Annotated in this window: 24 protein-coding genes and 5 pseudogenes; 16 read left to right on the top strand and 13 right to left on the bottom strand. The window is 41.0% G+C overall.

Translation table 11 applies throughout. The annotated features are described in order from the left end of the window. Positions 1-54: 54 nt before the first annotated feature. The 3 genes from BTR1S_RS11470 to BTR1S_RS11460 all read left to right on the top strand — a co-directional run bounded on the left by BTR1S_RS11470 (position 55) and on the right by BTR1S_RS11460 (position 4,614). Positions 55-1,347, top strand: a complete 1,293-nt coding sequence (locus BTR1S_RS11470; RefSeq protein WP_006637701.1) for an MFS transporter — start codon at positions 55-57, stop codon at positions 1,345-1,347. 319 nt (positions 1,348-1,666) lie between these two features. Further along, complete coding sequence (locus tag BTR1S_RS11465) at positions 1,667-2,821, top strand: iron-containing alcohol dehydrogenase (protein WP_029419297.1); 1,155 nt, start codon at positions 1,667-1,669, stop codon at positions 2,819-2,821. A 743-nt stretch (positions 2,822-3,564) separates the two neighbouring features. Beyond that, positions 3,565-4,614: an NAD(P)/FAD-dependent oxidoreductase gene (locus BTR1S_RS11460; protein WP_006637699.1), complete on the top strand. Its 1,050-nt coding sequence runs from the start codon at positions 3,565-3,567 to the stop codon at positions 4,612-4,614. 428 nt (positions 4,615-5,042) lie between these two features. On the opposite strand, the gene brnQ is transcribed toward BTR1S_RS11460, so the two are convergent. After that, on the bottom strand, positions 5,043-6,449 hold the full coding sequence (gene brnQ, locus BTR1S_RS11455) for a branched-chain amino acid transport system II carrier protein (RefSeq protein WP_006637698.1): 1,407 nt from the start codon (positions 6,447-6,449) through the stop codon (positions 5,043-5,045). A gap of 44 nt (positions 6,450-6,493) precedes the next feature. On the opposite strand from brnQ, the gene csn reads away from it, so the two are divergent. Continuing rightward, positions 6,494-7,330 carry a chitosanase gene (gene csn, locus BTR1S_RS11450; protein WP_006637697.1) on the top strand — a complete coding sequence of 279 codons (837 nt, stop codon included), beginning with the start codon at positions 6,494-6,496 and terminating at the stop codon, positions 7,328-7,330. Between the two features lie 230 nt (positions 7,331-7,560). Here csn and erm (BTR1S_RS11445) read toward each other — a convergent pair whose 3' ends face one another. The 4 genes from erm (BTR1S_RS11445) to BTR1S_RS23265 all read right to left on the bottom strand — a co-directional run bounded on the left by erm (BTR1S_RS11445) (position 7,561) and on the right by BTR1S_RS23265 (position 9,419). Further along, on the bottom strand, positions 7,561-8,433 hold the full coding sequence (gene erm, locus BTR1S_RS11445; RefSeq protein WP_029419299.1) for a 23S ribosomal RNA methyltransferase Erm: 873 nt from the start codon (positions 8,431-8,433) through the stop codon (positions 7,561-7,563). Positions 8,434-8,723: 290 nt separating this feature from the next. Then, complete coding sequence (locus BTR1S_RS23580) at positions 8,724-8,768, bottom strand: erythromycin resistance leader peptide (RefSeq protein WP_105980607.1); 45 nt, start codon at positions 8,766-8,768, stop codon at positions 8,724-8,726. Between the two features lie 178 nt (positions 8,769-8,946). Next, positions 8,947-9,279 carry a helix-turn-helix domain-containing protein gene (locus BTR1S_RS11440; RefSeq protein WP_255265715.1) on the bottom strand — a complete coding sequence of 111 codons (333 nt, stop codon included), beginning with the start codon at positions 9,277-9,279 and terminating at the stop codon, positions 8,947-8,949. 38 nt (positions 9,280-9,317) lie between these two features. Next, entirely contained in the window at positions 9,318-9,419 is a 102-nt protein-coding gene (locus BTR1S_RS23265) for a recombinase family protein (protein WP_254726493.1), read from the bottom strand. Between the two features lie 90 nt (positions 9,420-9,509). Between BTR1S_RS23265 and BTR1S_RS21945 the strand changes: the two are divergent. Continuing rightward, a pseudogene (locus BTR1S_RS21945) lies at positions 9,510-9,827 on the top strand (GrpB family protein); the annotation flags it as partial. A 275-nt stretch (positions 9,828-10,102) separates the two neighbouring features. On the opposite strand, the gene desR reads toward BTR1S_RS21945, so the two are convergent. From desR to desA, 3 genes are all read right to left on the bottom strand, one after another. Then, positions 10,103-10,702, bottom strand: coding sequence for a two-component system response regulator DesR (desR, locus tag BTR1S_RS11435; protein ID WP_006637695.1), 600 nt, complete (start codon positions 10,700-10,702; stop codon positions 10,103-10,105). Positions 10,703-10,720: 18 nt separating this feature from the next. After that, the gene (gene desK / locus BTR1S_RS11430) at positions 10,721-11,833 is read right to left on the bottom strand and encodes a two-component sensor histidine kinase DesK (RefSeq protein ID WP_029419300.1); all 1,113 of its coding nucleotides are present in this window, start codon (positions 11,831-11,833) and stop codon (positions 10,721-10,723) included. A 120-nt stretch (positions 11,834-11,953) separates the two neighbouring features. After that, positions 11,954-13,012: a Delta(5) desaturase DesA gene (gene desA, locus BTR1S_RS11425; RefSeq protein ID WP_029419301.1), complete on the bottom strand. Its 1,059-nt coding sequence runs from the start codon at positions 13,010-13,012 to the stop codon at positions 11,954-11,956. Positions 13,013-13,300: 288 nt separating this feature from the next. Here desA and BTR1S_RS11420 point away from each other — a divergent pair, with 288 nt between their 5' ends. The 4 genes from BTR1S_RS11420 (at position 13,301) to BTR1S_RS11405 (ending at position 15,906) form a co-directional block, all read left to right on the top strand. Further along, positions 13,301-13,648, top strand: coding sequence for a winged helix-turn-helix transcriptional regulator (locus BTR1S_RS11420; RefSeq protein ID WP_006637692.1), 348 nt, complete (start codon positions 13,301-13,303; stop codon positions 13,646-13,648). Positions 13,649-13,832: 184 nt separating this feature from the next. Continuing rightward, positions 13,833-14,465 carry a 3-hexulose-6-phosphate synthase gene (hxlA, locus tag BTR1S_RS11415; RefSeq protein WP_029419302.1) on the top strand — a complete coding sequence of 211 codons (633 nt, stop codon included), beginning with the start codon at positions 13,833-13,835 and terminating at the stop codon, positions 14,463-14,465. Beyond that, on the top strand, positions 14,462-15,019 hold the full coding sequence (gene hxlB, locus BTR1S_RS11410) for a 6-phospho-3-hexuloisomerase (protein ID WP_029419303.1): 558 nt from the start codon (positions 14,462-14,464) through the stop codon (positions 15,017-15,019). Before hxlA ends, hxlB begins: the two co-directional genes overlap by 4 nt. 497 nt (positions 15,020-15,516) lie before the next feature. Further along, the gene (locus BTR1S_RS11405) at positions 15,517-15,906 is read left to right on the top strand and encodes a tautomerase family protein (protein WP_029419304.1); all 390 of its coding nucleotides are present in this window, start codon (positions 15,517-15,519) and stop codon (positions 15,904-15,906) included. A gap of 84 nt (positions 15,907-15,990) precedes the next feature. On the opposite strand, the gene erm (BTR1S_RS11400) is transcribed toward BTR1S_RS11405, so the two are convergent. Further along, positions 15,991-16,854 (bottom strand): 23S ribosomal RNA methyltransferase Erm, encoded by an 864-nt coding sequence (erm, locus tag BTR1S_RS11400; protein WP_029419305.1) that lies wholly within the window; start codon positions 16,852-16,854, stop codon positions 15,991-15,993. Between the two features lie 276 nt (positions 16,855-17,130). Further along, on the bottom strand, positions 17,131-17,175 hold the full coding sequence (locus tag BTR1S_RS23575) for an erythromycin resistance leader peptide (RefSeq protein WP_105980607.1): 45 nt from the start codon (positions 17,173-17,175) through the stop codon (positions 17,131-17,133). 239 nt (positions 17,176-17,414) lie between these two features. Here BTR1S_RS23575 and hemB point away from each other — a divergent pair, with 239 nt between their 5' ends. From hemB to BTR1S_RS23260, 4 genes and pseudogenes are all read left to right on the top strand, one after another. Further along, entirely contained in the window at positions 17,415-18,401 is a 987-nt protein-coding gene (hemB, locus tag BTR1S_RS11395) for a porphobilinogen synthase (protein WP_029419306.1), read from the top strand. Beyond that, complete coding sequence (yidD, locus tag BTR1S_RS11390; protein ID WP_029419307.1) at positions 18,398-18,643, top strand: membrane protein insertion efficiency factor YidD; 246 nt, start codon at positions 18,398-18,400, stop codon at positions 18,641-18,643. The genes hemB and yidD overlap by 4 nt, the downstream gene beginning before the upstream one ends. A gap of 509 nt (positions 18,644-19,152) precedes the next feature. After that, positions 19,153-19,995 (top strand): sialate O-acetylesterase, encoded by an 843-nt coding sequence (locus BTR1S_RS11385; protein WP_029419308.1) that lies wholly within the window; start codon positions 19,153-19,155, stop codon positions 19,993-19,995. Next, a pseudogene (locus BTR1S_RS23260) lies at positions 19,992-20,078 on the top strand (PadR family transcriptional regulator); the annotation flags it as partial. The gene BTR1S_RS11385 and the pseudogene BTR1S_RS23260, both read left to right, overlap by 4 nt. 126 nt (positions 20,079-20,204) lie before the next feature. Here BTR1S_RS23260 and BTR1S_RS23255 read toward each other — a convergent pair. Together BTR1S_RS23255 and BTR1S_RS22810 are read right to left on the bottom strand one after the other, a co-directional pair. Beyond that, positions 20,205-20,606 (bottom strand): annotated as a pseudogene (locus BTR1S_RS23255) (iron chelate uptake ABC transporter family permease subunit); the annotation flags it as partial. Positions 20,607-20,622: 16 nt separating this feature from the next. Beyond that, positions 20,623-20,835, bottom strand: a complete 213-nt coding sequence (locus BTR1S_RS22810) for a hypothetical protein (RefSeq protein WP_081723752.1) — start codon at positions 20,833-20,835, stop codon at positions 20,623-20,625. Between BTR1S_RS22810 and BTR1S_RS11365 the strand changes: the two are divergent. The 3 genes and pseudogenes from BTR1S_RS11365 to BTR1S_RS11355 all read left to right on the top strand — a co-directional run. Next, a pseudogene (locus tag BTR1S_RS11365) lies at positions 20,833-20,988 on the top strand (L,D-transpeptidase family protein); the annotation flags it as partial. The gene BTR1S_RS22810 and the pseudogene BTR1S_RS11365 sit on opposite strands and share 3 nt — an antisense overlap. Before the next feature lie 448 nt (positions 20,989-21,436). After that, complete coding sequence (locus tag BTR1S_RS11360; RefSeq protein WP_006637689.1) at positions 21,437-22,144, top strand: DNA alkylation repair protein; 708 nt, start codon at positions 21,437-21,439, stop codon at positions 22,142-22,144. A gap of 44 nt (positions 22,145-22,188) precedes the next feature. Next, entirely contained in the window at positions 22,189-22,785 is a 597-nt protein-coding gene (locus tag BTR1S_RS11355; RefSeq protein ID WP_029419310.1) for a class I SAM-dependent methyltransferase, read from the top strand. Between the two features lie 11 nt (positions 22,786-22,796). Here the strand turns inward: BTR1S_RS11355 and BTR1S_RS23250 are convergent. Further along, positions 22,797-23,098: pseudogene (locus tag BTR1S_RS23250) on the bottom strand (sigma factor-like helix-turn-helix DNA-binding protein); the annotation flags it as partial. Between the last annotated feature and the right edge of the window lie 80 nt (positions 23,099-23,178).

Below are 23,178 nucleotides of genomic sequence, written 5' to 3'. Positions count from 1 at the left end.
TTTCGGGAACACATCTCTAGCGAATAACAATTATTCCTGAAAGGGGAAAGAATCATGTCCGAATCATCGAAAGGCAGTTTGAAATCGACGATCACTGTCGCTATGTCGAATTTTTTGGAAGCCGGTTCGATCGTTGCTGGAGCTGGCGGACTGTCGCTATGGGTCAATTATTTGCACTTGTCCGATTATAAAGTAGGCCTCCTTGGAGCTCTCAGCGCCAACGGATTTGGTGCGGCAGTCGGAGCATTGATCGGCGGGGCGCTGGTAGACAAATACGGCCGGAAATTCATTTACAAGTATGATCTGATTGTCTATATGCTGGGTGTTCTGCTTATTGCATGTTCATTTAATTTCCCAATGCTTTTAATTGGTTATGTCATTACGGGTATTGCCGTTGGTGCGGGTATTCCGGCGGCATGGACTTATATTGCAGAGGAAGCTCCGGACGGTGAAAGGGCAGCACGCGTAGGATGGGGACAATTGGCATGGTCAGTAGGACCGGCGATTGCTCTGTTTCTGTCTGTGTTTCTTGCTCCGCTCAATCTGCTGGGCAGCCGCATCATTTTCTTGTTACTATTTGTAATCGCTTTAATTACCTGGATCATGCAACAGCAAATCAACGAGTCCAAGATATGGTCAGAAGAAAAAGCGCGTGAACAAGCAGGCAAATTAAAAGGCAATGTGGAGTCAAGCGGCATTAAAGAGCTGTTTACGGTTAAAGCAAACTTGAAAGCGCTCGTTTTGCTTGTGGGAATTTATTTTTTCTGGAACCTTGTAGCAGGAACAATGGGATATTTCATGCCGTTTATTTATGAAACCGTCGGCGGACTTTCAGCCGCACAGGCCAACTTGCTGCAGGGAACTCTCTGGATATTTACGGTGCTGTCGACATACATTATTTTTATAAAGCTGGGTGACAAGGTAAACCGGAAGCTTCTGTTCTCAATTGGAGCGATCATGGGGGTGGCAGCCTGGGCTGTACTTGTATTCGGCGGCATGGGCATAACAGAACTTTGGCTGTTTGTCTTCCTTTGGGGGGTGGCAGCCGGCTTCGGAGCGCAAGCTTTTTACGGTTTGTGGTCTAGTGAATTATTTCATACCCGCTATCGCGCCAAAGCGCAAGGCTTCATGTTTTTCCTCGTCCGCATCGGCGTGGGTCTGATTTCTCTCGTCGTTCCGGTTATGATTTCGCAGCTAGGCTTCAAAACTTCCGGACTGATTATGATTGGTTTTCTGGTTTTGCATTTCATCATCGGGGTGCTTATGGCTCCTGAAACACGTGGAAAATCGTTGAAGAACATTCAACAGGAACGCTATGGAATGGATGCTGCCGGTATCGAAAACTGAACAAATACTGCTCTGATAAGTTCATAGGGTTCAAGCTGTAGTGCTTATAGATAGATAAACCAGGTTGCCGTAGGATTGTATTCGTTTGAAATCTGGCGTTCTTATTTCAAAATGTCACCGACATCATTCATCGAGATGTTTTCCCCCATGTTTAGACAAAGCCAAAACGGCCGGCGCTGTGCGGTTGGTGTCAAGACTAAAGCTTTTTCTCTAATACTTTGCTATTTTGAAATAACTAGAAAAGACGTACTGTTTGTCAATTGCGATTTATGGTTTTAAATAGCTATAAGTCAATAACAAACTAGAAAGGCGGATAAAAATGACTACAAGTAGAACATTCTATGTTCCATCCGTTAATTTAATAGGTCAAGGATGTCTTCAAGAAATGGGAAATTTCGTCCAGGCAGCTGGGTATAAAAAAGCATTTGTCGTTACGGATAAAGTTTTGGTGAAAACGGGAATTGCGCAAAAGGTGCTGGATGTTCTGGATGGCATCAATGTCTCTTATAGCCTGTTTGATGAAGTAGAGCCGAACCCGACAAGCGCTATCGTGCATCGCGGTCTTGAAATGCTCAATAAGTCGGCCAGTGACGTTATTTTGTCGATTGGCGGCGGTTCTCCCCAGGACTGTGCGAAAGCGATCGGGATTATCAAAACAAACGGGGGGCATATCTGCGATTATGAAGGGCTGCATAAATCAGTCCACCGTTCGTTTCCGGTTATCGCGGTTAATACGACTGCCGGCACTTCAAGTGAACTAACGATTAATTATGTAATTACAGATGAAGAGCGGCAGGTTAAGATGGTTATGGTCGACAAAAACAGCTTGGTACAGTTGTCGGTTAATGATCCAGCCCTTATGGTCAATAAGCCAAAAGAGCTGACTGCGGCGACGGGAATGGACGCGCTTACCCATGCGATTGAATCGATTGTTACACCCGGCAGTTATGCGGTAACCGAAACACTGGCACTAGGAGCCGTTGAGCTGATTTTCGAATATCTGCCCCGCGCCGTAAAGAACGGTCAGGACATAGAAGCGCGTGAGCAGATGGTGCATGCTATTTTCCTTGCTGGACTGGCGTTTAATAACGCAGGATTGGGCTTTGTCCATTCTATGGCTCACCAGTTGGGCGGAGTATATAACATGCCGCATGGCGTCTGCAATGCAATGCTTTTGCCGATCGTCGAAAGAGAGAATGCCAAATATGTTCCGCATAAATTTCGGAAAATAGCCAAAACAATTGGAGCGGACGTGAAGGCGCTTAGCGATGAGGAGTGTGCGGAATATGTTATTATGCAAATTGAACGCTTATCGGAGGAAGTCGGTATCCCTAAAACACTGTCTGAAATTGGATTGACAGATGTTGATTTGGATAAACTGGCGGAAAACAGTTTACTGGACGCATGCGCACCGGGAAATCCGTTTATGCCAACCAAAGAAGAAACGATCAAAATGTTTGAACAAATCCTATGATATGATCAGATATTAAGGCGCTAATGAAACAGCGTACTAATTTATGAGCAAACAGATCCCCACTCCTGCTAGATGGAGGCAGCCTTCGGCCCTTGGTATATATTTGTCTGGGAGTTAGAAAAAACGCTGGTACGGTAAGGAAGCTGCCTTTTATAGAAAATATCCTGAGTTGATGCACCGTGAATCAACATGTAAGAGGAAAAACAAGAAGTTTGATATGCTGCTGGATAGAGGAAGTATCGAGTGGATAGCCATGATGGTTACCCAAACACGCAGAATTGCTCAAGGATGATGATGAAAGCCTTGATATAGCGAAAAAGTCGGTTTTAGATGAACAAAAAATGGAGAGTTTAAAACAACATCTGTGAAACGATGGAAGAGAGAGGCCGTTGCAATTTTTCTTTCATCAAAAAAGAGAGATGAAAAACCTGCTCGTCGTAGGTAGCTGAACATTATGAGTCATATAGATGAAAAATGAATGATAAGTTTAAACGAACGCAAATATCGAGAGAGCCAGCGGCCGCTAATCCTTTGCACATTGATGTTGTGCAGCTGATTGTCGGCCGCTTTAATGATTCGGCGGATGCTTCAGTTGGGAAATGACCGAAAGATGAAATTTATCACAAAAATTGATTGTAAAAATGAAGAAGTCAAAGTACACTAGATGATAATGATAATCATTTACAACATGGAGATTGAACTTTTAATAAGCCATGCACTATATATACTAGGAGTGAAGAGCCTTGTGCAGGAATGAAGTGTTTGATGTAACCGTTATCGGCGGAGGTCCGGCCGGATTATATTCCGCCTTTTACAGCGGACTGCGGGGAATGAAAACAAAGATTATTGAATATCAGCCGATGCTCGGCGGAAAGGTTCACGTTTATCCGGAAAAAATGATCTGGGACGTCGGAGGGCAAACGCCGATTCCTGGAGCAAAGCTGATTGAACAGATGGTGCAGCAGGGGTTAACGTTTGATCCTGAAGTGCTGCTGAATGAGAAAGTCGAATCGATTGCCCGCAATGAAGAAGGGCTGTTTGAATTACATACGGCTGCCTCAGGGGTGCATCTGTCCAAGACGGTCATCGTTGCCGTGGGCGGCGGCATCCTCAATCCGCAAAAGCTTCAGATTGAAGGGGCAGAGCGATTTGAAGTGTCCAATCTGAATTATACGGTCAAGTCACTGCAGCATTTTAAAGATAAAACGGTCATTGTATCAGGCGGCGGCAATTCGGCTGTCGATTGGGCCAACGAGCTCGAGCCTGTCGCGAAGAAGGTCTACCTCGCTTACCGCAAAGAAGCGCTCAGCGGGCATGAGGCCCAGGTGGATCAGCTTCTGAACAGTTCGGCGAGCTGCTTCTTCCATACACAGATTACCAAGCTGATCGCTTCGGAAGATCATGAAGTGATCGAACGGGTCGAGCTCACGAACGTTCAAACCGGTGAGGTGATGGAGCTGCCTGTGGATGAGGTCATTATTAACCACGGATATGAACGTGACATATCGCTGCTGGAGAACAGCCGGCTGGATATTGCCCGGGTTGACGACTATTTTATCGCGGGTACCGCCAACTGCCAATCTTCCGTGCCAGGGCTGTATGCGGCGGGAGATATCCTGCATTACGAAGGCAAGCTGCACCTGATCGCCGGAGCGTTTCAGGATGCGGCAAACGCGGTGAACAGCGCCAAGCGCTTTATTGATCCCGAAGCGCACAAAAGCGCGATGGTGTCATCGCATAACGAGGTTTTCAAAGAACGCAACCGCGAGCTTGTGAAGAAGATGTTCGGGTAGCTAAAAAGAAACATTCAAATAAAAAACGCAAATCGAAAGGGCGTTCCCGGCTCTGATATTTCAGGCTGCGGAACGCTTTTTGTTGATAAGAAAATTCATTCAGCATTTAATATCCCGGATAATCCGTAAATAGAAAGAACATGGAACAGATGAAAAGCAGGCGGGGAAGTATGCCGTGCGAACTCGATGCCGTATCCTCATGAATGAGATGCGAAGAGGAAAGAAGTTTCATTTATCAGTGTAAAATAAAAGACTTGCTATACTTGCTTATGTAACAAGTCTTTTTAAAGATTTAGTTTCAGTTCTGTGTAGTCTAAATGCATAAATTGCCCCAATAAAAAATGCTTATGAACTTGAACCTTCACGGGCTATTCACCTTGGAGACCCTATGATTGGTGTTTCTTCAAATACAAAACCCGGAGTGCTGCTTACATTTTATTGATCTCTTGTTCCGGCTTAATCAAAATGGCAGGTTCTCTTCTAACTTTAGCTGCCAGTAAACCTATTAAAAATCCAATTAAACCTGTAGTAATCCATCCTGCTCCATTTTCAAATAACGGGATAAACCTAAAAATGCTATTGATTGCTTTTGTTAAAACGTTCACTTCCTTCAGGGCATCGGGGATTGCGGCAAATCCTACACCAATTACGGTTGCTATATAAACTGATCTATGACCGTTAAACAAATTATTTATGAAGATTAATACAATCAAGGCAATCGCTATAGGATAGAGTAATAAAAGGATTGGAAATGTAAATGTCAGTATTGTATTGAGGCCAAAGTTTGTAATTACAACACCTATAATAGAAAATATGATCAGCCATTTCTTATACGAGACCGAAGGGACAACCCTTTCGAAATATTCAGATGCAGCTGCTAAACAGGCAACATTGGTTGTAATCCCCGTTAAAAAAATAACGGTTCCAATCATGTAGATTCCAAACGGACCAAATAGAGTAATCGCGCTTTGCGCTAACACTTCGCCGCCATTTTCTTTAAAACCAATCGCATCCACACTAGAAGCTCCTATCCATGCCATCGAGATTTGCAAAGCGACTAAACCAGTAATTGTAATCATCCCCGCCTTAATAAATAGCCTGGACACTTCCTTTTCACAACGAATACCTAAGGAATTGATACTTTTAATGAATATCCCTCCAAAAACAAAAGCTGCGAGAACATCCATTGTATAATATCCTTCAGTTACTCCTTTTAAAAATACTCCACTCATATATTCCTTTTGAGGATCACCAATATTCCCCAAGGGGGTCATGATCGATTTTGCAATTAAAATGATTAACAATGTTGAAAAAATGGGCGTGATAATCTTGCCTAGCCGGTCTACAAACTTTGTTGTATTCCACGAGAGAATAATGGTTAAAAAAATAAATACGAAAGAGAAAATAAACAAATAAATACTTGTATTCGTTTGTATTAACGGATTTATAGCGATTTCATATAAGACAGAGGTTGTCCGCGGAATCACGTAAATAGGACCAAGCATAAGGAAGAGCATGAATACGAATATTGATGCAAAAAGCGGATGTACTCTTCCTGCAAGTTTTTCGACGGTTCCTCCTGCACGGGTTAAAGCAATAATTGCCAGCAGAACCAGCCCAACCCCGGTGATTAAAAATCCACCCATTGCAATCCAGGTATTTGTTCCTGCCTGTTGACCTAACATCGGAGCAAATATGACATTTCCCGCACCTAAAAACATGGAAAAAAGCATCAACCCGATTGCAAGAACCTGTGAAAAAGGCAGGTTTTTCTTCATTTTAGATTCAAAATATTGACAAAATGATGTATTTTCAACAATAGGGCGCCCCTTCATGTATACTGAGTTCATAATGACAATATTTTGAAAGGGGTAATAAAATGAAAATCAGTTTGAAGAAAAATGCAGGTGGCTGGAAGAAGGCAGCGTTTTCATCACTTATTTTCACCATGTTTTTTACCCTGATGATGAGCGAAACGGTTCTTGCGGCGGGACTGAATAAGGAGCAAAAACGCCGGGCGGAACAGCTGACCAGCATCTTTGAAAACGGAACAACGGAAATCCAATACGGATATGTGGAACCATTGGATGATGGAAGAGGCTATACATGCGGACGGGCAGGTTTTACAACGGCTACAGGGGATGCATTGGAAGTAGTGGAAGTATACACAAAGGCAGTCCCGAATAACAAACTGAAAAAATACCTGCCTGAACTGCGCCGTCTGGCCAAAGAAGAAAGCGACGACATCAGCAACCTCAAGGGGTTTGCTTCCGCCTGGAAGTCGCTTGGAAATGATAAGGACTTCCGCGCTGCTCAAGACGCGGTAAATGACAGGCTGTATTATCAGCCTGCCATGAAACGATCCGATACTGCCGGACTGAAAACGGCACTGGCAAGAGCTGTGATGTACGATACAGTGATTCAGCATGGCGACGGTGATGATCCTGATTCCTTTTATTCCTTGATCAAACGCACGAACAAAAAAGCGGGCGGCTCACCTAAAGACGGAATAGATGAGAAGAAATGGTTAAATAAATTCTTGGACGTGCGCTATGATGACCTGATGAATCCGGCAGATCCCGACACCCGAGATGTGTGGAGAGAATCGGTTGCCCGTGTGGATGTGTTTCGCTCTATCGTCAAATCAAACAACTACAATCTAAACGGACCGATTCAAGTTCATTCAAAAGAATACGGTAATTTCGTCATCAAATAAGCAGCAAGTGAAAAGAAACCGGCCCCTTTGCCGCTTTCAGCCGGAATACACTTAAACCCCGCCATGTTATTTTGGCGGGGTTTAAGGGCGTATGAACCGATGGAGCCTTCCATTTCGAATTTATTCAGCCTGTTGAACTTTAAAGGAGAGGTAATCAGTTGATTTTTTCTCTGTCATTTGTAAATGTGCGCGATCTCTATAGGCCGAATGTGAGATCAGGCCTTTCCCGCTCACTTCCCCTTTGCCCGCTTTCGCTTCCCCTTCTTTGCTCTTGGCCAGTTGTGACGCATAACATGTTGGGTCATTGTTTTAAAAATGACCGCCCATTGGTTTTCGTTGAGTGTTCCAATAGGTTTTTCATTGTTGATTTTTAGATTTTTTCTTAAATGCTTCATTTGAAGCGGAGTAAAAATCCCTCGCAAAGCAAAATCGAAGGGGGCTTGCGGCTTCTTTAGCGCATATTCGGCAAGCCCAAAAAAAGTAATGTAATGTTTATGTGATATAGGAGCTTCTTTTTTCCGTGTAATTCTGACCATTGCCGAATCCACTTTTGGAGGGGGAGAAAAATTATCTTTCGATATTTCTCTGACAATGCTAATATCAAACCACATTCTCCAAGCTAAAACATAGGAGTTTTTAATAAATTTTGATGTGAATCGTTTTGCAGCCCCTTTTTCCATTACGATGATCCCTTTTTGAAATCCGCTTGCAGGATTGTTTAAGAGCATTTTCATTATGGGGGTTGTTATGGCATAAGGAATATTAGAGATAACAACAAATTTTTCGTTTGGTAAATGAATTTTCATAATATCTTGATGAATAATTTTAGTATTTGAATTCTGTGCTGTTTTACGTTTGAGTATCTCAACAAATGTAGAATCGTTTTCTACTGCCAATACCTTTCCAGCTTTTTGACTTAACGCGGTTGTCAAAGCACCTTTTCCAGCTCCTAACTCTAAAACCGTATCTTTAATATCTATATTTGCTTGATACACAATTTCACGAATCAACTTTTTATTATACATCAAATGTTGCCCGGAAAAATTGGGGGATTCCCCGCAGCTTAACTTTTTTCCACGGCACTTATAAACTTTTTTCGCCATGTTTTCTCTTCCTCCCAAAATAAAAAATCACAGGCGGCAGGCGGATCTGCCTGTGATTCAGAGTAAAGGGAAGAAGGTCCATCCTTAAGGAATACCCGGGGTATTTTCCATAACCAAATAAACCTTCCTTAGCCGTGAAAGGTAAATGATCAAATAAAAAAAGAAAGGCAGAACGATCCGCCTTTCTACAAGTTGCATACTCTTTCTATGCAAAAATGAAGATTATTAAAAAAGGACAGACTGATCCCGTTTACTCTGTATACACAAACAGAGCCTTTGAACGTATTGAATTACTGGTTCAAAGTTGGGAAACGAAGTCTCATCGAGTGTGTCATTTTTTAATAATCCTCCTGAAAAGTTCAAAATATAATATTAATATTAGGGTGTTATATGGAAAAAGTCAACGATTGCTTCTTCCTTGCTTTATTTTTAACAAAAAAGCTTGTCGATGAAGCCGTTTTTTACGGCTAATCGACAAGCAGAGAACAAGAACTGTTCAGGGCCCTGTTCTTTTTATGCTTTATCATCATCCATCCTATCCTCCAAATAACGATATAACGTTGTTTTGCTGATTCCTGTCTCTGCAGTAATTTGGGCAATGCTGTATTTTTTGCTTTGATACATGTCCAAGGCACGTCTGACATTATGATCCGGTTTTCTCGGCCTGCCCCCGGTCTTTCCCTTCAGTTTTGCTTCGTAGATCCCTGTTTTGGTACTTTCACTTAATACATCATGCTGGAAATCCCCAACCTTCTCCATTAGTTTAAAAAATATTTTTCCTTTGTCGGTTGAAGTATCTACCTGATCAATGAATGAGATAAAATCAACATTTTTTTGCTGCATCATCTGAACCAAGTCAATTAAATGCCGGGTTGAGTCAGCGATCACAGCTTGTAAACAATTACTTGATCTCCGCTGCGAAGGGTATGGAATAAATGTTCTAGTTCCGAGCGGTTTTTTGCTGAACTTGTCTGTTCTCTATAGATTTTGTCACATCCGTATTTTTCAAGGATATTTAATTGCAGTTTTAGGTCTCAAAGAAATGTGCTGTAAGTCATTATACTTAGAGGAAGCCGGGTTACACGCTGCGTATTCGAAAACCAGAGTGATTTGAACACCTCATGTTTAAGGGACCCGATACAGACATCAATCTGCACGTATTCAGTATGGGGGCGTCTGAGATTGATCGCATGTTACGCTTCCGTGATTGGCTACGGAACAACAATTCCGACCGGGATAACTACGCACGCGTCAAATGTGACTTGGCCAAGCGTAAATGGCGACACGTTCAACACTATGCAGATGCCAAAGACTCGATAGTCCGGGAAATCATGAAACGAGCAAACACAGAGAGTAAAAGCTTTAATTTACCGATTCGTATAATCAGGCTTTAAGCAAATAAAATAATTTAATAGAATAAAGGTCACGGAAATGATCAAACTTTTTCAGGGGACTTTTCAAGAATTGATCCATTTAGATGTACGCTATTTTCAATATCAATCAGAGATTTAAGCATTGAGCATGCTTTCGAATATGTCGAACTTTGGATCGAACAAGAGTGAAATCATTCATTTTGTCAGAGCCCTTATTCATAAATAGGGGGGAAGGGTAAGCCGATTAAAAAACAAACGAAGAAGAAAGAGGCCAGAATGCAGATCCGGCCCCTTTTTTATTTAAACCAGCCTTTTTCCTTTGAACGGGTAATGGCTTCTATTCGATTTTTCACTTCAAGCTTTTCAAGAATCATTGAGATATAATTTCGCACAGTCCCGCTTTTGATGCTGAGTTCCTGGGCGATTTCTTTTGTGTTTTTTCCGTCAGCCACAAGTTCGAGCACTTCTTTTTCTCTATCTGTGAGAGGGTTGGCCTCGCTGTACATATCCTCCATCAACTCAGGTGCGTAGATGCGCTTTCCGTTCATGACACTGCGGATGGCGCTTGCGAGCTCTTCGCTCGGGCTGTCCTTTAACAAATAGCCTTTAACGCCGGCTTTAATGGCTCGCTGAAAGTAGCCAGGGCGGGCAAAAGTGGTTAAGATGATGATGTTACAGCCTGTATCCTTTAATTCCTCAGCAGCTTCAAGCCCCGTCTTTCCCGGCATTTCAATATCCATAATGCATACATCAGGCTGATGTTTTTTTGTAAAATCAACGGCATCCTGTCCGGTTGTTCCTTTGCCGACGACTTCCATATCATCTTCTAAATTCAGAAGCGATCCTAAAGCGCCCAAGAGCATCTGCTGATCTTCCGCAATAAATATTCTAATCATGTAAGCCATCCTTTTTGTTTATTTTGAGTTATTAGGGATTGTCATGGTAAGTCTGGTGCCGTTTTTGGTATCGATGTGAAGGCTCCCGTTTGCAAATTCAAGCCGTTCTCTCATACCGAGCAAGCCATGTCCTTTTGAAAAGTACTTTTCTTCACCTTGAAACGTTCCATCGTCAGTCACTGTAATGACAACTTCCTTCCAAAGCTGCTGAATGTCAACACGGCAGGTTTTAGCCTGACTGTGTTTAACGACATTTGTAACAGCTTCCTTTAAGCACATGCTCAAAATGTTTTCATTAAGCAATGAGATATTTTCCGGCAATTTTTCTTCTTCATAGATAAACGCAATGTCAGCTGCTTCGAGAATTTGTTTGATGTTTATGATTTCATCCTTGAGCCGGATGCCTTTCATGGAGGATACGATTTTTCTTACTTCATTTAAAGAAGTTCTCGCAGTTTGCTGAACGCTTTTCAACTCACGCGCTGCTTGATCGGGATCTTTATAAATTAATTTTCTCGCCAAATCGCTTTTTAAACCGATAAGAGACAGCTTTTGTCCAAGTGTATCGTGGAGGTCGCGGGCAATCCGCTGCCGTTCTTCCAATTTCACCAAATTGGCAATCCGTTCATTTGCATACTCGAGTTTTTCTTCCAGCCGTTCGCGCTCTTTACGGCTTCTGATACTGAACGGCAATAAAATCGCGCTGATGAGCGTAATGACCACAAAAGGAATTTGTGTCAGAAAAAATTCTTTTTTTAATACGAGACTGAAATTCGCTGCGAGGGCTGCGCTTATTAAATGAACGTAATATAAAATGTGAAAAGGAACGCGTTCTCTAATGTTTCCTATAAAATATGCGATAAAAAAAGCAAAATAAATATAACTAAACAGCATAATCGAGGCGGTTGAAATGCCGATTAAAGTAAACGCCCACAAATAAACGGTCCAGCCTTTTGAGACAAAAGCAAATCTGTATATCGAAAAAAATAAAAGCGTCAAAATGATGCCGACGACGATGACAAGTGTAGATGATGATTGCATGATAAAGTAGAAGGGAAGGATGAAAAATATCGTCCATATATACGGCGAGATCCCGTTCAGTTTTTGAAATGTAAAATGTTTTTTGAGCATGATATAACCTCATTTTCAGCGTTTCATCTTTAGAGTAACTTTACCATTGCCGGAGCGGGATTGCATCATCGAACAACAAAAAGAAAGTCTTCTTGTTGATATAAGAAGACCTCCTCATCGTCAGGCGTTCTTCCGCAGCTTCTGTTTTTCTGTTAAATCAGGCGGAAGGTGGGCAGATATTTGTTTGATATCCCGAAATGTCACAAATTTCTTTTTTTCTTCATCCCAAAGGCGGAATGCAAGTGATTGCAGGCTTGTTTTTAAGGTGATGGTCGGGACGTTTTTTAATGGTTCGTGTTGTTCATGAGCTAATTCAAGCTTATAGTTAGGCACCTTTGGACTCAAATGGTGAACGTGGTGGTACCCGATATTGCCTGTCAGCCATTGAAGCAGTTTCGGGAGTTTATAAAATGAACTTCCTTCCACTGCGGCCTGCACGTAGCTCCAGTTTTCATCCGCTTCAAAATAAGAATCTTCAAATGTATGCTGAACATAAAACAGCCAAACGCCGATTGAACCGGAGATCAGAAAGATCGGACCCTGTACAAGCAAAAACGATTGCCAGTCAAAGATTAGGCAGCAGACAGCAGCCAATGCCGCGATTACAAGGTTGGTGAGGTATGTGTTCACACGCTCCTTCCGTCTTGCGCCTTTTTTGTTAAAACGGTTTGTGATCAGAAAAACATAAATCGGGCCGAGAATAAACATGATAAACGGATTTCTATAAAGTCTGTATGCAAGCTTAGTGCGTCTAGATGCGGCTTTATATTCGTTTACCGTTAACAGCCAGATGTCGCCCGTTCCGCGTTTATCCAGGTTGCTGCTAGTCGCGTGATGAATCGAATGGCTGTGCTGCCATTGCAGGTAAGGGAATAAAGTCAGAACGCCTGTCAGAAAACCGAGAATATGGTTAAAGCGCTTTTGTTTGAAAAAAGATTGATGGCAGCAGTCGTGAAAAATAATGAAAATTCTCGTCAAAAACCCTGCGGCAATCACCGTTATTCCTAAAGTAAGGAGATAGGAGACATTGAGGCTGAAATAGGCAAGAAACCACAGTCCGAAAAAAGGAATAAACGTATTGAAGAGCTGAATCAGACTGTTTTTGGTATCAGGCTGGGCAAACGCAGCAACCTGTTTTGTCAACTGTTTTTGTTTATGTGCGATGGTTTGTTCAGTCATAGTAAAGTTATCCTCTCATAAATGGGTCTTAAGTTAAGTTTACGCCACAGAGAGATGTCTTTGTAGTAGCACACATCATGCTTCATACATGACACTTGTCATGTTTCCTTAACTCGAATTGATTGATCAAGCATAAGTGACAATGTCATGATGGGGCAAATCCGCATGATAAGATGGTAAAGAAGGGAAGTTGTAAAAGTACGATGATTGATTAATGAAACAAAGTTCTTTTACAATGATGTAATTGATTATTTATATTTTAGTCAATTAGATAAGGAGTGAATTCATATGTCACGAATGGAAAATAAAACATTTAATTGTGAAAAGGAGTTGACGCTCAACATTATCGGAGGAAAGTGGAAAATGCTGATTTTATGGTTTTTGGGAAAAGAAGGCACGAAAAGGTTCGGAGAATTAAAAGCCCTGATGCCCGGCATTACGCAAAGAATGCTGGTGAATCAGCTCCGTGAATTAGAAGAAGATCATATTGTACATAGGGAAGTATATCCGGTTGTTCCTCCCAAAGTTGAATATTCCCTTACAAAACAAGGAGAAAGTTTAATGCCTATATTAGAGGCGATGTATGAGTGGGGTAAAAATTATATAGAAACCAATTTTTCAAAAGATGATAAATAGAATGATTGACTTTGAGATACTGTTTTGGAGACAGTATCTTTTTCTATACCATATGAGGAAAAGTATAGTATGTAAAAAAAAAGTGCGTACTATTAAAGGCATTTTCCCCTTGTTATACTTTTGGTGTAACGAAATATCAAGAGAATAATCCGCGGAATTCTTAATTTAACAGGGGTGACTTTAAGTGGAATTACAGTTAGCATTAGATTTAGTAAATATACCGGAAGCCATCAAGGTGGTAAAAGAAGTAGAAGAATACATTGACATTGTAGAAATCGGTACGCCGGTTGTGATAAATGAAGGCCTCTGTGCAGTAAAAGAGATGAAAGATGCTTTCCCGAATTTAAAAGTGCTGGCAGACCTTAAAATTATGGATGCGGCCGGGTATGAAGTAATGAAAGCCTCAGAGGCAGGAGCCGATATCATCACCATTTTAGGAGCTGCTGAAGACATGTCTATTAAAGGCGCTGTAGAAGAGGCAAAAGCTCAAGGGAAAAAAATCCTGGTGGATATGATCGGGATTAAAGACATCAAATCACGCGCTACGGAATTGGATGAACTTGGTGTCGATTATATTTGTGTGCATACGGGTTATGATCTTCAAGCCATTGGCCAAAATTCATTTGAAGACTTAATGACCATTAAGAATGTAGTAAAAAACGCTAAAACGGCTATTGCAGGCGGAATTAAATTGGACACATTGCCCGAAGTCGTTAAATTAAAGCCCGATTTGATTATTGTTGGGGGCGGTATTGCAAATCAAGATGATAAAGCTGCAGCAGCCGCAAAAATGAAGCAGATGATCCAGCAATCATGAAGACCCATGATTATCTAAAAGCGATCATCGCAGAGCTTGATCATACAACGTCTCAAACTCAAGCGGAAGGAATAGAGAACTTCATATCCAGTATCATTTCTTCTGAAAAAGTGTTTGTTACCGGTGCAGGTCGTTCTGGTTTAATGGGGAAATCATTTGCTATGAGATTAATGCACATGGGTATCAATGCATTTGTAACAGGAGAAACCGTAACACCGGCATTTACCGAAAAAGACTTGCTTATCGTGGGCACAGGTTCAGGGAAAACAGAAAGTTTGCTTCATATGGCAGAAAAGGCAAAAGATATCGGAGGCACTGTAGCAACAGTTACCATCTCTCCAGATTCGCCAATCGCTGAAATATCTGATCTTATACTGCAGCTCTCGGGTTCACCAAAAGATCAAACGACGGGCAATAAACAGACGATACAACCGATGGGATCGCTTTTTGAACAGACTCTTTTATTGTTTTATGATGCTATCATATTGCGAATTATGGAAATAAAAGGGCTGAATACTCATCACATGTATGGAAATCATGCCAATCTTGAATAATAGAAAATCACCATCCGCTAACTGGGATGGTGATTTTTTGTAAACAAACCTAACATATCATTTACATCTATATTATATTTTTAAAATGTGGTTAACGTAAACTGGAGCAGGGACTAAATAGATATATGAAGAAAGGAGCTTATCATGCTTACAAGTTTTAGCCTGATTGGGTTTATACCTTTAATTATTGTTGCTGCTTTAATCATATTCGGGTTGAGGAAGCTTGTACTTTCTTTAAGAAATAAATAGGGTATTGATAATCACATTGTTGTCACATTTTGATAAAATGTTGTTTATATACTAATCTCCTAAGGAGTGGGTGCAAGCTGATTTTTAATGATTCAGACCTTGTATCTTCTATTCTGATAAACCAGATGAAGAGATGGCCAATTGTTGAATATATTTTGGTTATGTGTTATGTTTTTATCAAGTTAGCAGACATCATTTCTTGTTATTTCGCTAACGAAATTTAAAATGATCAAAAAGGGGATAAACAAATGCCATTATTACGTTTCGATATAATAGAAGGCCGCGATGAACAAGCATTAAAAAAATTGTTAGATACCGCACACGATGCGATGGTAGAAGCGTTTAACGTTCCGGAGAAAGACCGCTATCAAATTGTCCATCAGCATCCCGCGAATGAGCTCATCATCCAAGATACAGGCTTGGGATTGAATAGATCAAAGGATCTGGTTGTGATCAGCATCACCAGTAAAACAAGAACAGAAAGCCAAAAAGAGAAATTGTACGCTTTACTTGCTGAAAGGCTTGAAGCGAAATGCGGTATTTCACCTGAAGATGTCATGGTGTCCATCACGGAAAATGGAGATGCCGATTGGAGTTTCGGCCTCGGCGAGGCGCAGTTTTTAACTGGAAAGCTGTAAGCGGGCAAAAGAAATGTTGACAGGGACATCTGAATCCCTCAGGAAAAGCTTAAGCTGCTGACAAGACGTCAGCAGCTTTTTGCTTTATATTTTACCGGGTTTTCGCTTATTTGCTCTTGGCCATTTGTGGTGCATCACGTATTGAGTCATCGTGTTAAAAATAACCGCCCATTGGTTTTCGGTAAGAGTTCCAACCGTTTTTTCATTGTTGATTTTTAGGCTTTTTCTTAAGTGCTTTATTTGAGGCGGAGTAAAAATCCCGCGTAAAGCAACACAGAGAGGGGTTTGCGGTTCCTTTAGCGCGTATTCGGCAAGCCCTAGAAACGCAATATAATGTTTATGTGATATAGGCGCGTCTTTTTTTCGTGTTATTCTGACCATTGCCGAGTCCACTTTTGGAGGGGGAGAAAAATCCTCTTTCGATATTTCTCTGACAATGCCAATATCAAACCACATTCTCCAAGCTAAAACATAGGAATTTTTAATGAATTTTGATGTGAAACGTTTAGCAGCCCCTTTTTCCATTACGATGATCCCTTTTTGAAATCCGCTTGCAGGATTGTTCAAGAGCATTTTCATGATGGGGGGTGTGATGGCATAGGGAATATTAGAGACCACCACAAACTTTTCTTTTGGTAAATGAATCTTCATGATATCTTGATGAATAATTTTCGTATTTGAATGCTGTGCTGTTTTACGTGTGAGTATATCAACGAATTTAGAATCGTTTTCCACTGCCAATACCTTACCGGCTTTTTGACTTAGCACAGTTGTCAAAGCACCTTTTCCAGCCCCTAACTCTAAAACTGTATCGTCTATGCCAATATTCGCCCGATTCACAATTTCTTCAATTAATTTTTTATTATGCATCAAATGCTGTCCGGAAAAATTCGGAGATTCCCCGCGGCTCAACTTTTTTCCTCTGTACTTAAGATTTTTTTTCTTCACGTTTCCTCTTCCTCTCATCATAAAAAATCACAGGCGGTCTGCCTGTGATTCAGAGTAAAGGGAAGAGCCATCCTTTAAGGATGAATCCGCGGTGTTTTCATAACCAAATAATCCTTTCTCAACCGTTGGAAAAAAAGGATTAAACAAAAAAGAAAGGCAGAACGATCCGCCTTTCTACAAGTTACAAATTTTATATGCAAAATGAAGATTATTAAAAAAGGACAGACTGATCCCGTTTACTCTGCATACACAAACAGAGCCTTTGAACGTATTTAATTACTGGTTCAAAGTTGGGAAACGAAGTCTCATTGAGTGTGTCATTTTTTAATAATCCTCCTGATAAGTTAAAGATACGATCTCATTGTAGAGCATTCTTTGGAAAACGTCAACGGCTGGAATTTTCTCACTCTATACGACTATCGCATGAGGCAACCAGGCAGTGTTAAGAACTGGAGTCTACTAACATTGAAATTATAGATGTGATTGTCTATAATTCAATAAAGTAAATCGTAATATTTACGATTTGATAATAACTCATGTAGAAAAGTGGTGCAATAACATTGAATCAATCATTCGCATTCTCACGGCATCGCAGACTGCGCTCAACGCCGGGTATCCGGGATTTGGTAAGAGAAAATCGGCTTTCCGCTAACGATTTCATATATCCTCTGTTTGTGCAAGAGGGGAGAGGGTTAAAAACAGAAGTTCCTTCCATGCCAGGAGTTTATCAACTGACATTGGATTTATTGGAAGAGGAAATTCATGAAGTAAGGACACTCGGGATTAAAGCGATTCTTCTCTTCGGAATTCCAAATTGGAAAGATGATCTGGCAACGTCTGCTTATGCGTCAGATGGAATTGTTCAACGAGCGGTTAGGCAAATCAAGGCTTTAGGTTCTGATTTGGTCATCATTACAGACACATGTATATGTCACTATCAAACAGAAGGCCATTGCGGCATACCTGTAAACGGCAGGATCGATAATGACGTGTCTTTAGATATACATGTAAAAGTCGCCGTATCTCAGGCTGAGGCAGGTGCCGATATTCTGGCGCCCTCGAGCATGATGGATGGATTTGTGACGCATATACGACATGCGCTGGATGAATCGGGTTATAAAGATATACCAATCATGTCGTACGGTATTAAATATGCTTCAAGCTATTATGGGCCATTTCGCGATGCCACGGATAATTCGCCCGCTTTCGGTGACCGCCGGACCTATCAGATGGATCCGGCAAACCGCTTGGAGGCTTTTCGTGAGGCTCAGTCCGATATTGAAGAGGGAGCGGATTTTATGATCATTAAACCTGGTTTGCCTTATTTAGACATCATCAGGGATATGCGAAATTCTCTCCGGATTCCGCTGGTTTCATATCAAGTAAGCGGTGAATATGCCCAAATAAAAGCAGCATCGCAAAACGGCTGGATTGATGAAAAAAATACAGTGTTGGAAAGCATGCTTGCGATGAAGAGGGCCGGTGCAGATCTTATTGTTACATATTTTGCAAAGGATATAGCAAAATTTCTTCGGGAGGAATCATGAAACGGGCAGCGATCGTATTCATTCGATTCTATCAAAAGGCGATATCACCTCTTTTCCCGCCAACTTGCAGATTTTATCCAACATGCTCCAACTATGGGCTTGAAGCGATTCAAAGGTTTGGGTTTATCAAAGGCAGTTATCTGCTCATCAAACGATTACTGAAATGCCATCCTCTTCATCCGGGAGGCTTTGATCCTGTTCCAAGCAAAACAGATCAAAAAAGTGAAGTGGATTCAAATTAAATAGGATTAACTCTTTTCGATCGTTTTTACTTGCAGGGCAGGCAGGGGAAGTTGACCGCTTTCTTGAAGAATTCCTGCACATTCAGAGCAGTAAATGAAAAGGCTGCATAAAGATGACCGGGTGTATGTTTCAGCAATACACCCGGTCATCTAATTGTGTATTTTTATACGAGAAATTTCGTTATTTATCAAGCCCTAAATCAAAAAAAGTCATAAAAAATAAGGAGTTATACATATTTTACATGACTAATATGTATAACTCCTTTAGTTCTTGTTCAATAATCGCGCCCGATTGTGGAAGATCGTTATTAAACTAAAGCCCCCGATAGTTGAATAAGAAAAGCAAAAGAACTTGCTATTTCACAAATACATCCACCAAATTTTCAATGTTAGTTTGTTTTTCATACATACTAATAAAAAAATAAAACCATGTTAAAACTTTACAAGACAAACTGAATTGACTATAGTCTAATTAGACCAAAATATTGATGTGAAGAAGTGGAGATTAGATGATAAAGTCTTTTTTAATGTTGGGGCAGTCGAATATGGCGGGCCGTGGATTTTTGAATGAAGTAGATCCTATCTATAATGAAAAAATAAAAATGCTGCGCAATGGACAGTGGCAGATGATGACAGAGCCGATTAATTACGACCGTCCGGTTTCCGGCGTTGGCCTGGCGGCATCTTTTGCAGATGCGTGGTCGAAAGCTCATCCCGATGAAGAAATTGGCTTGATCCCTTGTGCGGAAGGTGGCAGTTCATTGAATGACTGGCATCCGGAAGGCATCCTTTTTCAGCATGCTTTGTCCGAAGCCCGCTTCGCCCTCCGGTCCAGTCAAATTTGTGGAATCCTTTGGCACCAGGGTGAGAGTGACAGTTATCGTTCGCTACATGAAACTTATTACGAGAAATTAACCCTTATCATCGAGACGCTAAGAAACGAGTTGAAACTTGATGAGGTACCGTTGATTATTGGAGGGCTTGGTGACTTTCTTGGGAAGACCGGTTTTGGACAGCACGCGACCGAATTTCGACAGGTTAATGAACAATTGCTGCGTTTTGCTAATGAACAACAGAATTGTTATTTTGTTACTGCAGCAGGTTTGACTGCGAATCCTGATGGCATTCATTTAGACGCAGCTTCACAACGCAAATTCGGTTACCGCTATTTCGAGGCTTTTTCGAAAAAGTACCATATCCTGAAACCCATTTCGGGAGAGGAGCAATCACTGAAGGTGAATGGTGACTATTCTAAAACAGAACAGATTTACCTTCATAGTATGGATTTGGCTTCGGGTAAAATCACGTACGCGGAATTTGAGGCGCGGATGGCGAAGGTGATGAAACCATAATTCCTTTACTTATCCTTGGCTTGCTAATCCAAAACCCCGGAGCTCACGGCTATGAACTGCTGGCCTGTTTGTTGGACAAGCAATAATATACAATTATTTAACCGATTTATAAATGAAAAACTCCCCAATCTAAATTCTTTAATAGATTTGGAAATGATAGGACTTTTTCTCGCATCCTCGCCAACGATCCGTTTGGCAATGTGAGTGCCGATTAAACCAATAAAGCCAATTGCTCCAACAATCGAAACGGCCCCTGCGGTTAAAAGGGCAGAGATGAAAAATAAAAGAGCATTTGTTTTCTTTAAAGAAAGGCCCAGGAGCACAGCTGATTCTGTTCCCAGCCTCCAGGCATTTGCGATTCCCGCTGTCAACAATCCCGCAATGAGCGCAGGAACTGCAATTGGCCATAAAAGGTTCAAGTGAATCCAAACCCTTCCATTCAGTGATCCGATCGTCCACAATAAAATGCTTCCAAGCGCTTCTTGATGTCTTAGTAAAATAAATGAAGTCACAGCTTGCAATACCGCTGAAATTAAAATGCCGTTTAACAAAAAGACAGACGACATCTTCTTGGTATAAGCGCTTAATACATAAACGAAAACAGCCGCCAAAATTCTGCCGAAGCATTCAAAAAATGGCAGAAAAAAGAAAGCTGCAAATGAGCAGGCCCAAATGTAATCCGCTCGAAGACGGACTTCCGTCTCTTAAGTTATCGTGAACACCGCCAAGCCCAATCACCAAATCCGGTTCATATTGATAAATGTTCTGAAGATTAGGTTTATAAAACGTGCCGCCGATTAATGGGATCTGATGGTCTTTCCCATAAAAATTCGTCTTCATAGCGTACCATTCAACAAAGATAAAAAAGTCATTGAAAAGGAAGCAAAAAAATTAGGAAAAAAAGCTTCCCATGGATGCATCAGGCTTGCGATTCCAGATGCAAAATGGATGTATGAAAACATACCTGAAAAAACAAAAGTTGTGATCAGCTGATTTGGCTCGTTTTATTGATCAAGTTAGGAGACTCTTTTTTAAGAGTCTTCTTTTTGCAAATATCGGCGGCATTCGAATTTGACGCATGAAGAGGAAAGGCGGTCAAAAATAGACCCTTTCTGCATGTTAAAATGTTTCATATAATAAACATAAACGATATGAATGAAGTGCTAGGAAATTTAGTTTTCATTAGACTTAGGAAACAAAAGAAAAACCGCGAACGCAACATCCTAGCTGTCAGAGAGTAAAAGGACGGTTGATAAGACCGCAGCTAAAAAAGATGAGGGTCAATTGTAAAGATACATGGCAACTGAACTTTTGATGCTGATGTAGCTGTTGATAGAGAGCATTCATAACAAATGAAGCTGATTGGAAATGATTAGATGAAGCAAAAAAGTATGATAATGGAAATGAAGAAATGAATTTAATTTATGAAGGAAGTGAAAGCGTGGATTTTGAAACGGTTATGAAGGAATTGGAAGCTTTGGGTACGGAAAACATGAAGAAAAGATACATAACGAATGGTGCACACGAACCGCTTTTTGGCGTTGCTACAGGCAAAATGAAGCCGCTGGCAAAGAAAATCAAGAAAAATCAGCCTTTGGCGGAGCAGCTTTACGCTACAGGGAACTACGATGCCATGTATTTTGCCGGCATTATTGCTGACCCAATGACAATGACTGAAGAGGATTTTGAGCGCTGGATCGATGCGGCGTATTTTTATATGCTATCTGATTATGTTGTTGCCGTAACTTTGGCAGAAACCGATTTTGCGCAAGCTGTTGCAGATAAATGGATCTCAAGCGGTGAAGAACTTAGAATGTCGGCAGGCTGGAGCTGTTACTGCTGGCTTTTGGGTAATCGATCAGACGATGAATTTAATGTGACCAAAATTGCCAGTATGCTTGATCAGGTGGAACATACGATTCATGATTCTCCAGATCGAACAAAATCGGCTATGAATAATTTTATCTACACAGTCGGGATTTCATATTTGCCGCTCCATGAAAAGGCGGTTGAAACCGCAAAAGCAGTAGGACCGGTTGAACTCAGGCGAGGCAAGAAAAAAAGCAGCACCCTGAATGCTTCCAAAAATATTCAAATGGATATTGATAGAGGCCGTCTTGGTTTCAAACGGAAATATGTAAGGTGTTAGCATAGTTTTCAGTAAACCATCTAAAAATAAATAGGAAGTGGAATATGGAAAATAACGTTTTTGAACAGATGGCAAAACGATATGATACAGAAGAAAGAATTGAATTAGCTAAAGTGATTGTGAATGAAGTAAGACCGGAATTACGAAACAGTCAATCAAAATCTTTAATTGACTATGGGAGTGGTACTGGTCTCATTAGTTTAGAATTATCAGATTTAGTAGATTCTATTTTGTTGGTAGATTCATCAAAACAAATGTTGGAGGTGGCGAAAGCTAAAATTTCCCGCAAAGGAATTGCCAACGCAAAAGTGCTTTATTCAGATTTTACCCAAGAAACCCCTGAACTGAAGGCAGACATCGTTTTAATGTCACTAGTCCTTCTTCATATTCCGGATACGAATAAAATTTTACAAGAATTGTTCGGCATTTTAAATGATGGTGGCAAGCTTATAATTATTGATTTTGACAAAAACGATAAAATACAACATCCGAACGTTCATAGCGGTTTTTCGCACGAAGAATTGAAAAAAAGATTATCCGATGTTGGATTTAAAACAACTGAAATGAAGACATTTTATCATGGTCATCGTATTTTTATGAATCAGGATGCCTCAATGTTTATATCGAGCAGCATAAAGTGATTTCTTGTTTTTTATAGAGAAAGCCGGAAAATGAGATCCGGCTTCTTCTGCTTTTCCGCCCGATAAAACTCATGAAACATCTTCATCAGCACCCGTTTTTCACAAGTCCGGACATGTGCTCCGCGAAAATCCCGAGCTCCTTCGCGATTTCGCGTTGCGTTTTTTCTTTAATCAATGCCGAAGCGGCCGACGATGATTTCTTTTCAATAACGTCCAAGATGATGGTTTATTTATTACCTTTTTCAAGTCCGCGCCTAAGCTTAGTGTCGATAAAATCTTCGTTTTCCGATTTTAAGGCATCGATAAGGCAGATTTAGATGCAACCCATAGGTTACCTGTTTGGAATTCAGTTATAAAAAGATCTTTCCAATAACCTGTGGCATACAAAAAGCG

This window comes from Bacillus sonorensis NBRC 101234 = KCTC 13918 (assembly GCF_001592005.1).
GTDB lineage: Bacteria > Bacillota > Bacilli > Bacillales > Bacillaceae > Bacillus > Bacillus sonorensis.
The sequence above is the reverse complement of the archived record's forward strand: the minus strand, read 5'-3'. Positions and strand labels throughout refer to the sequence as shown.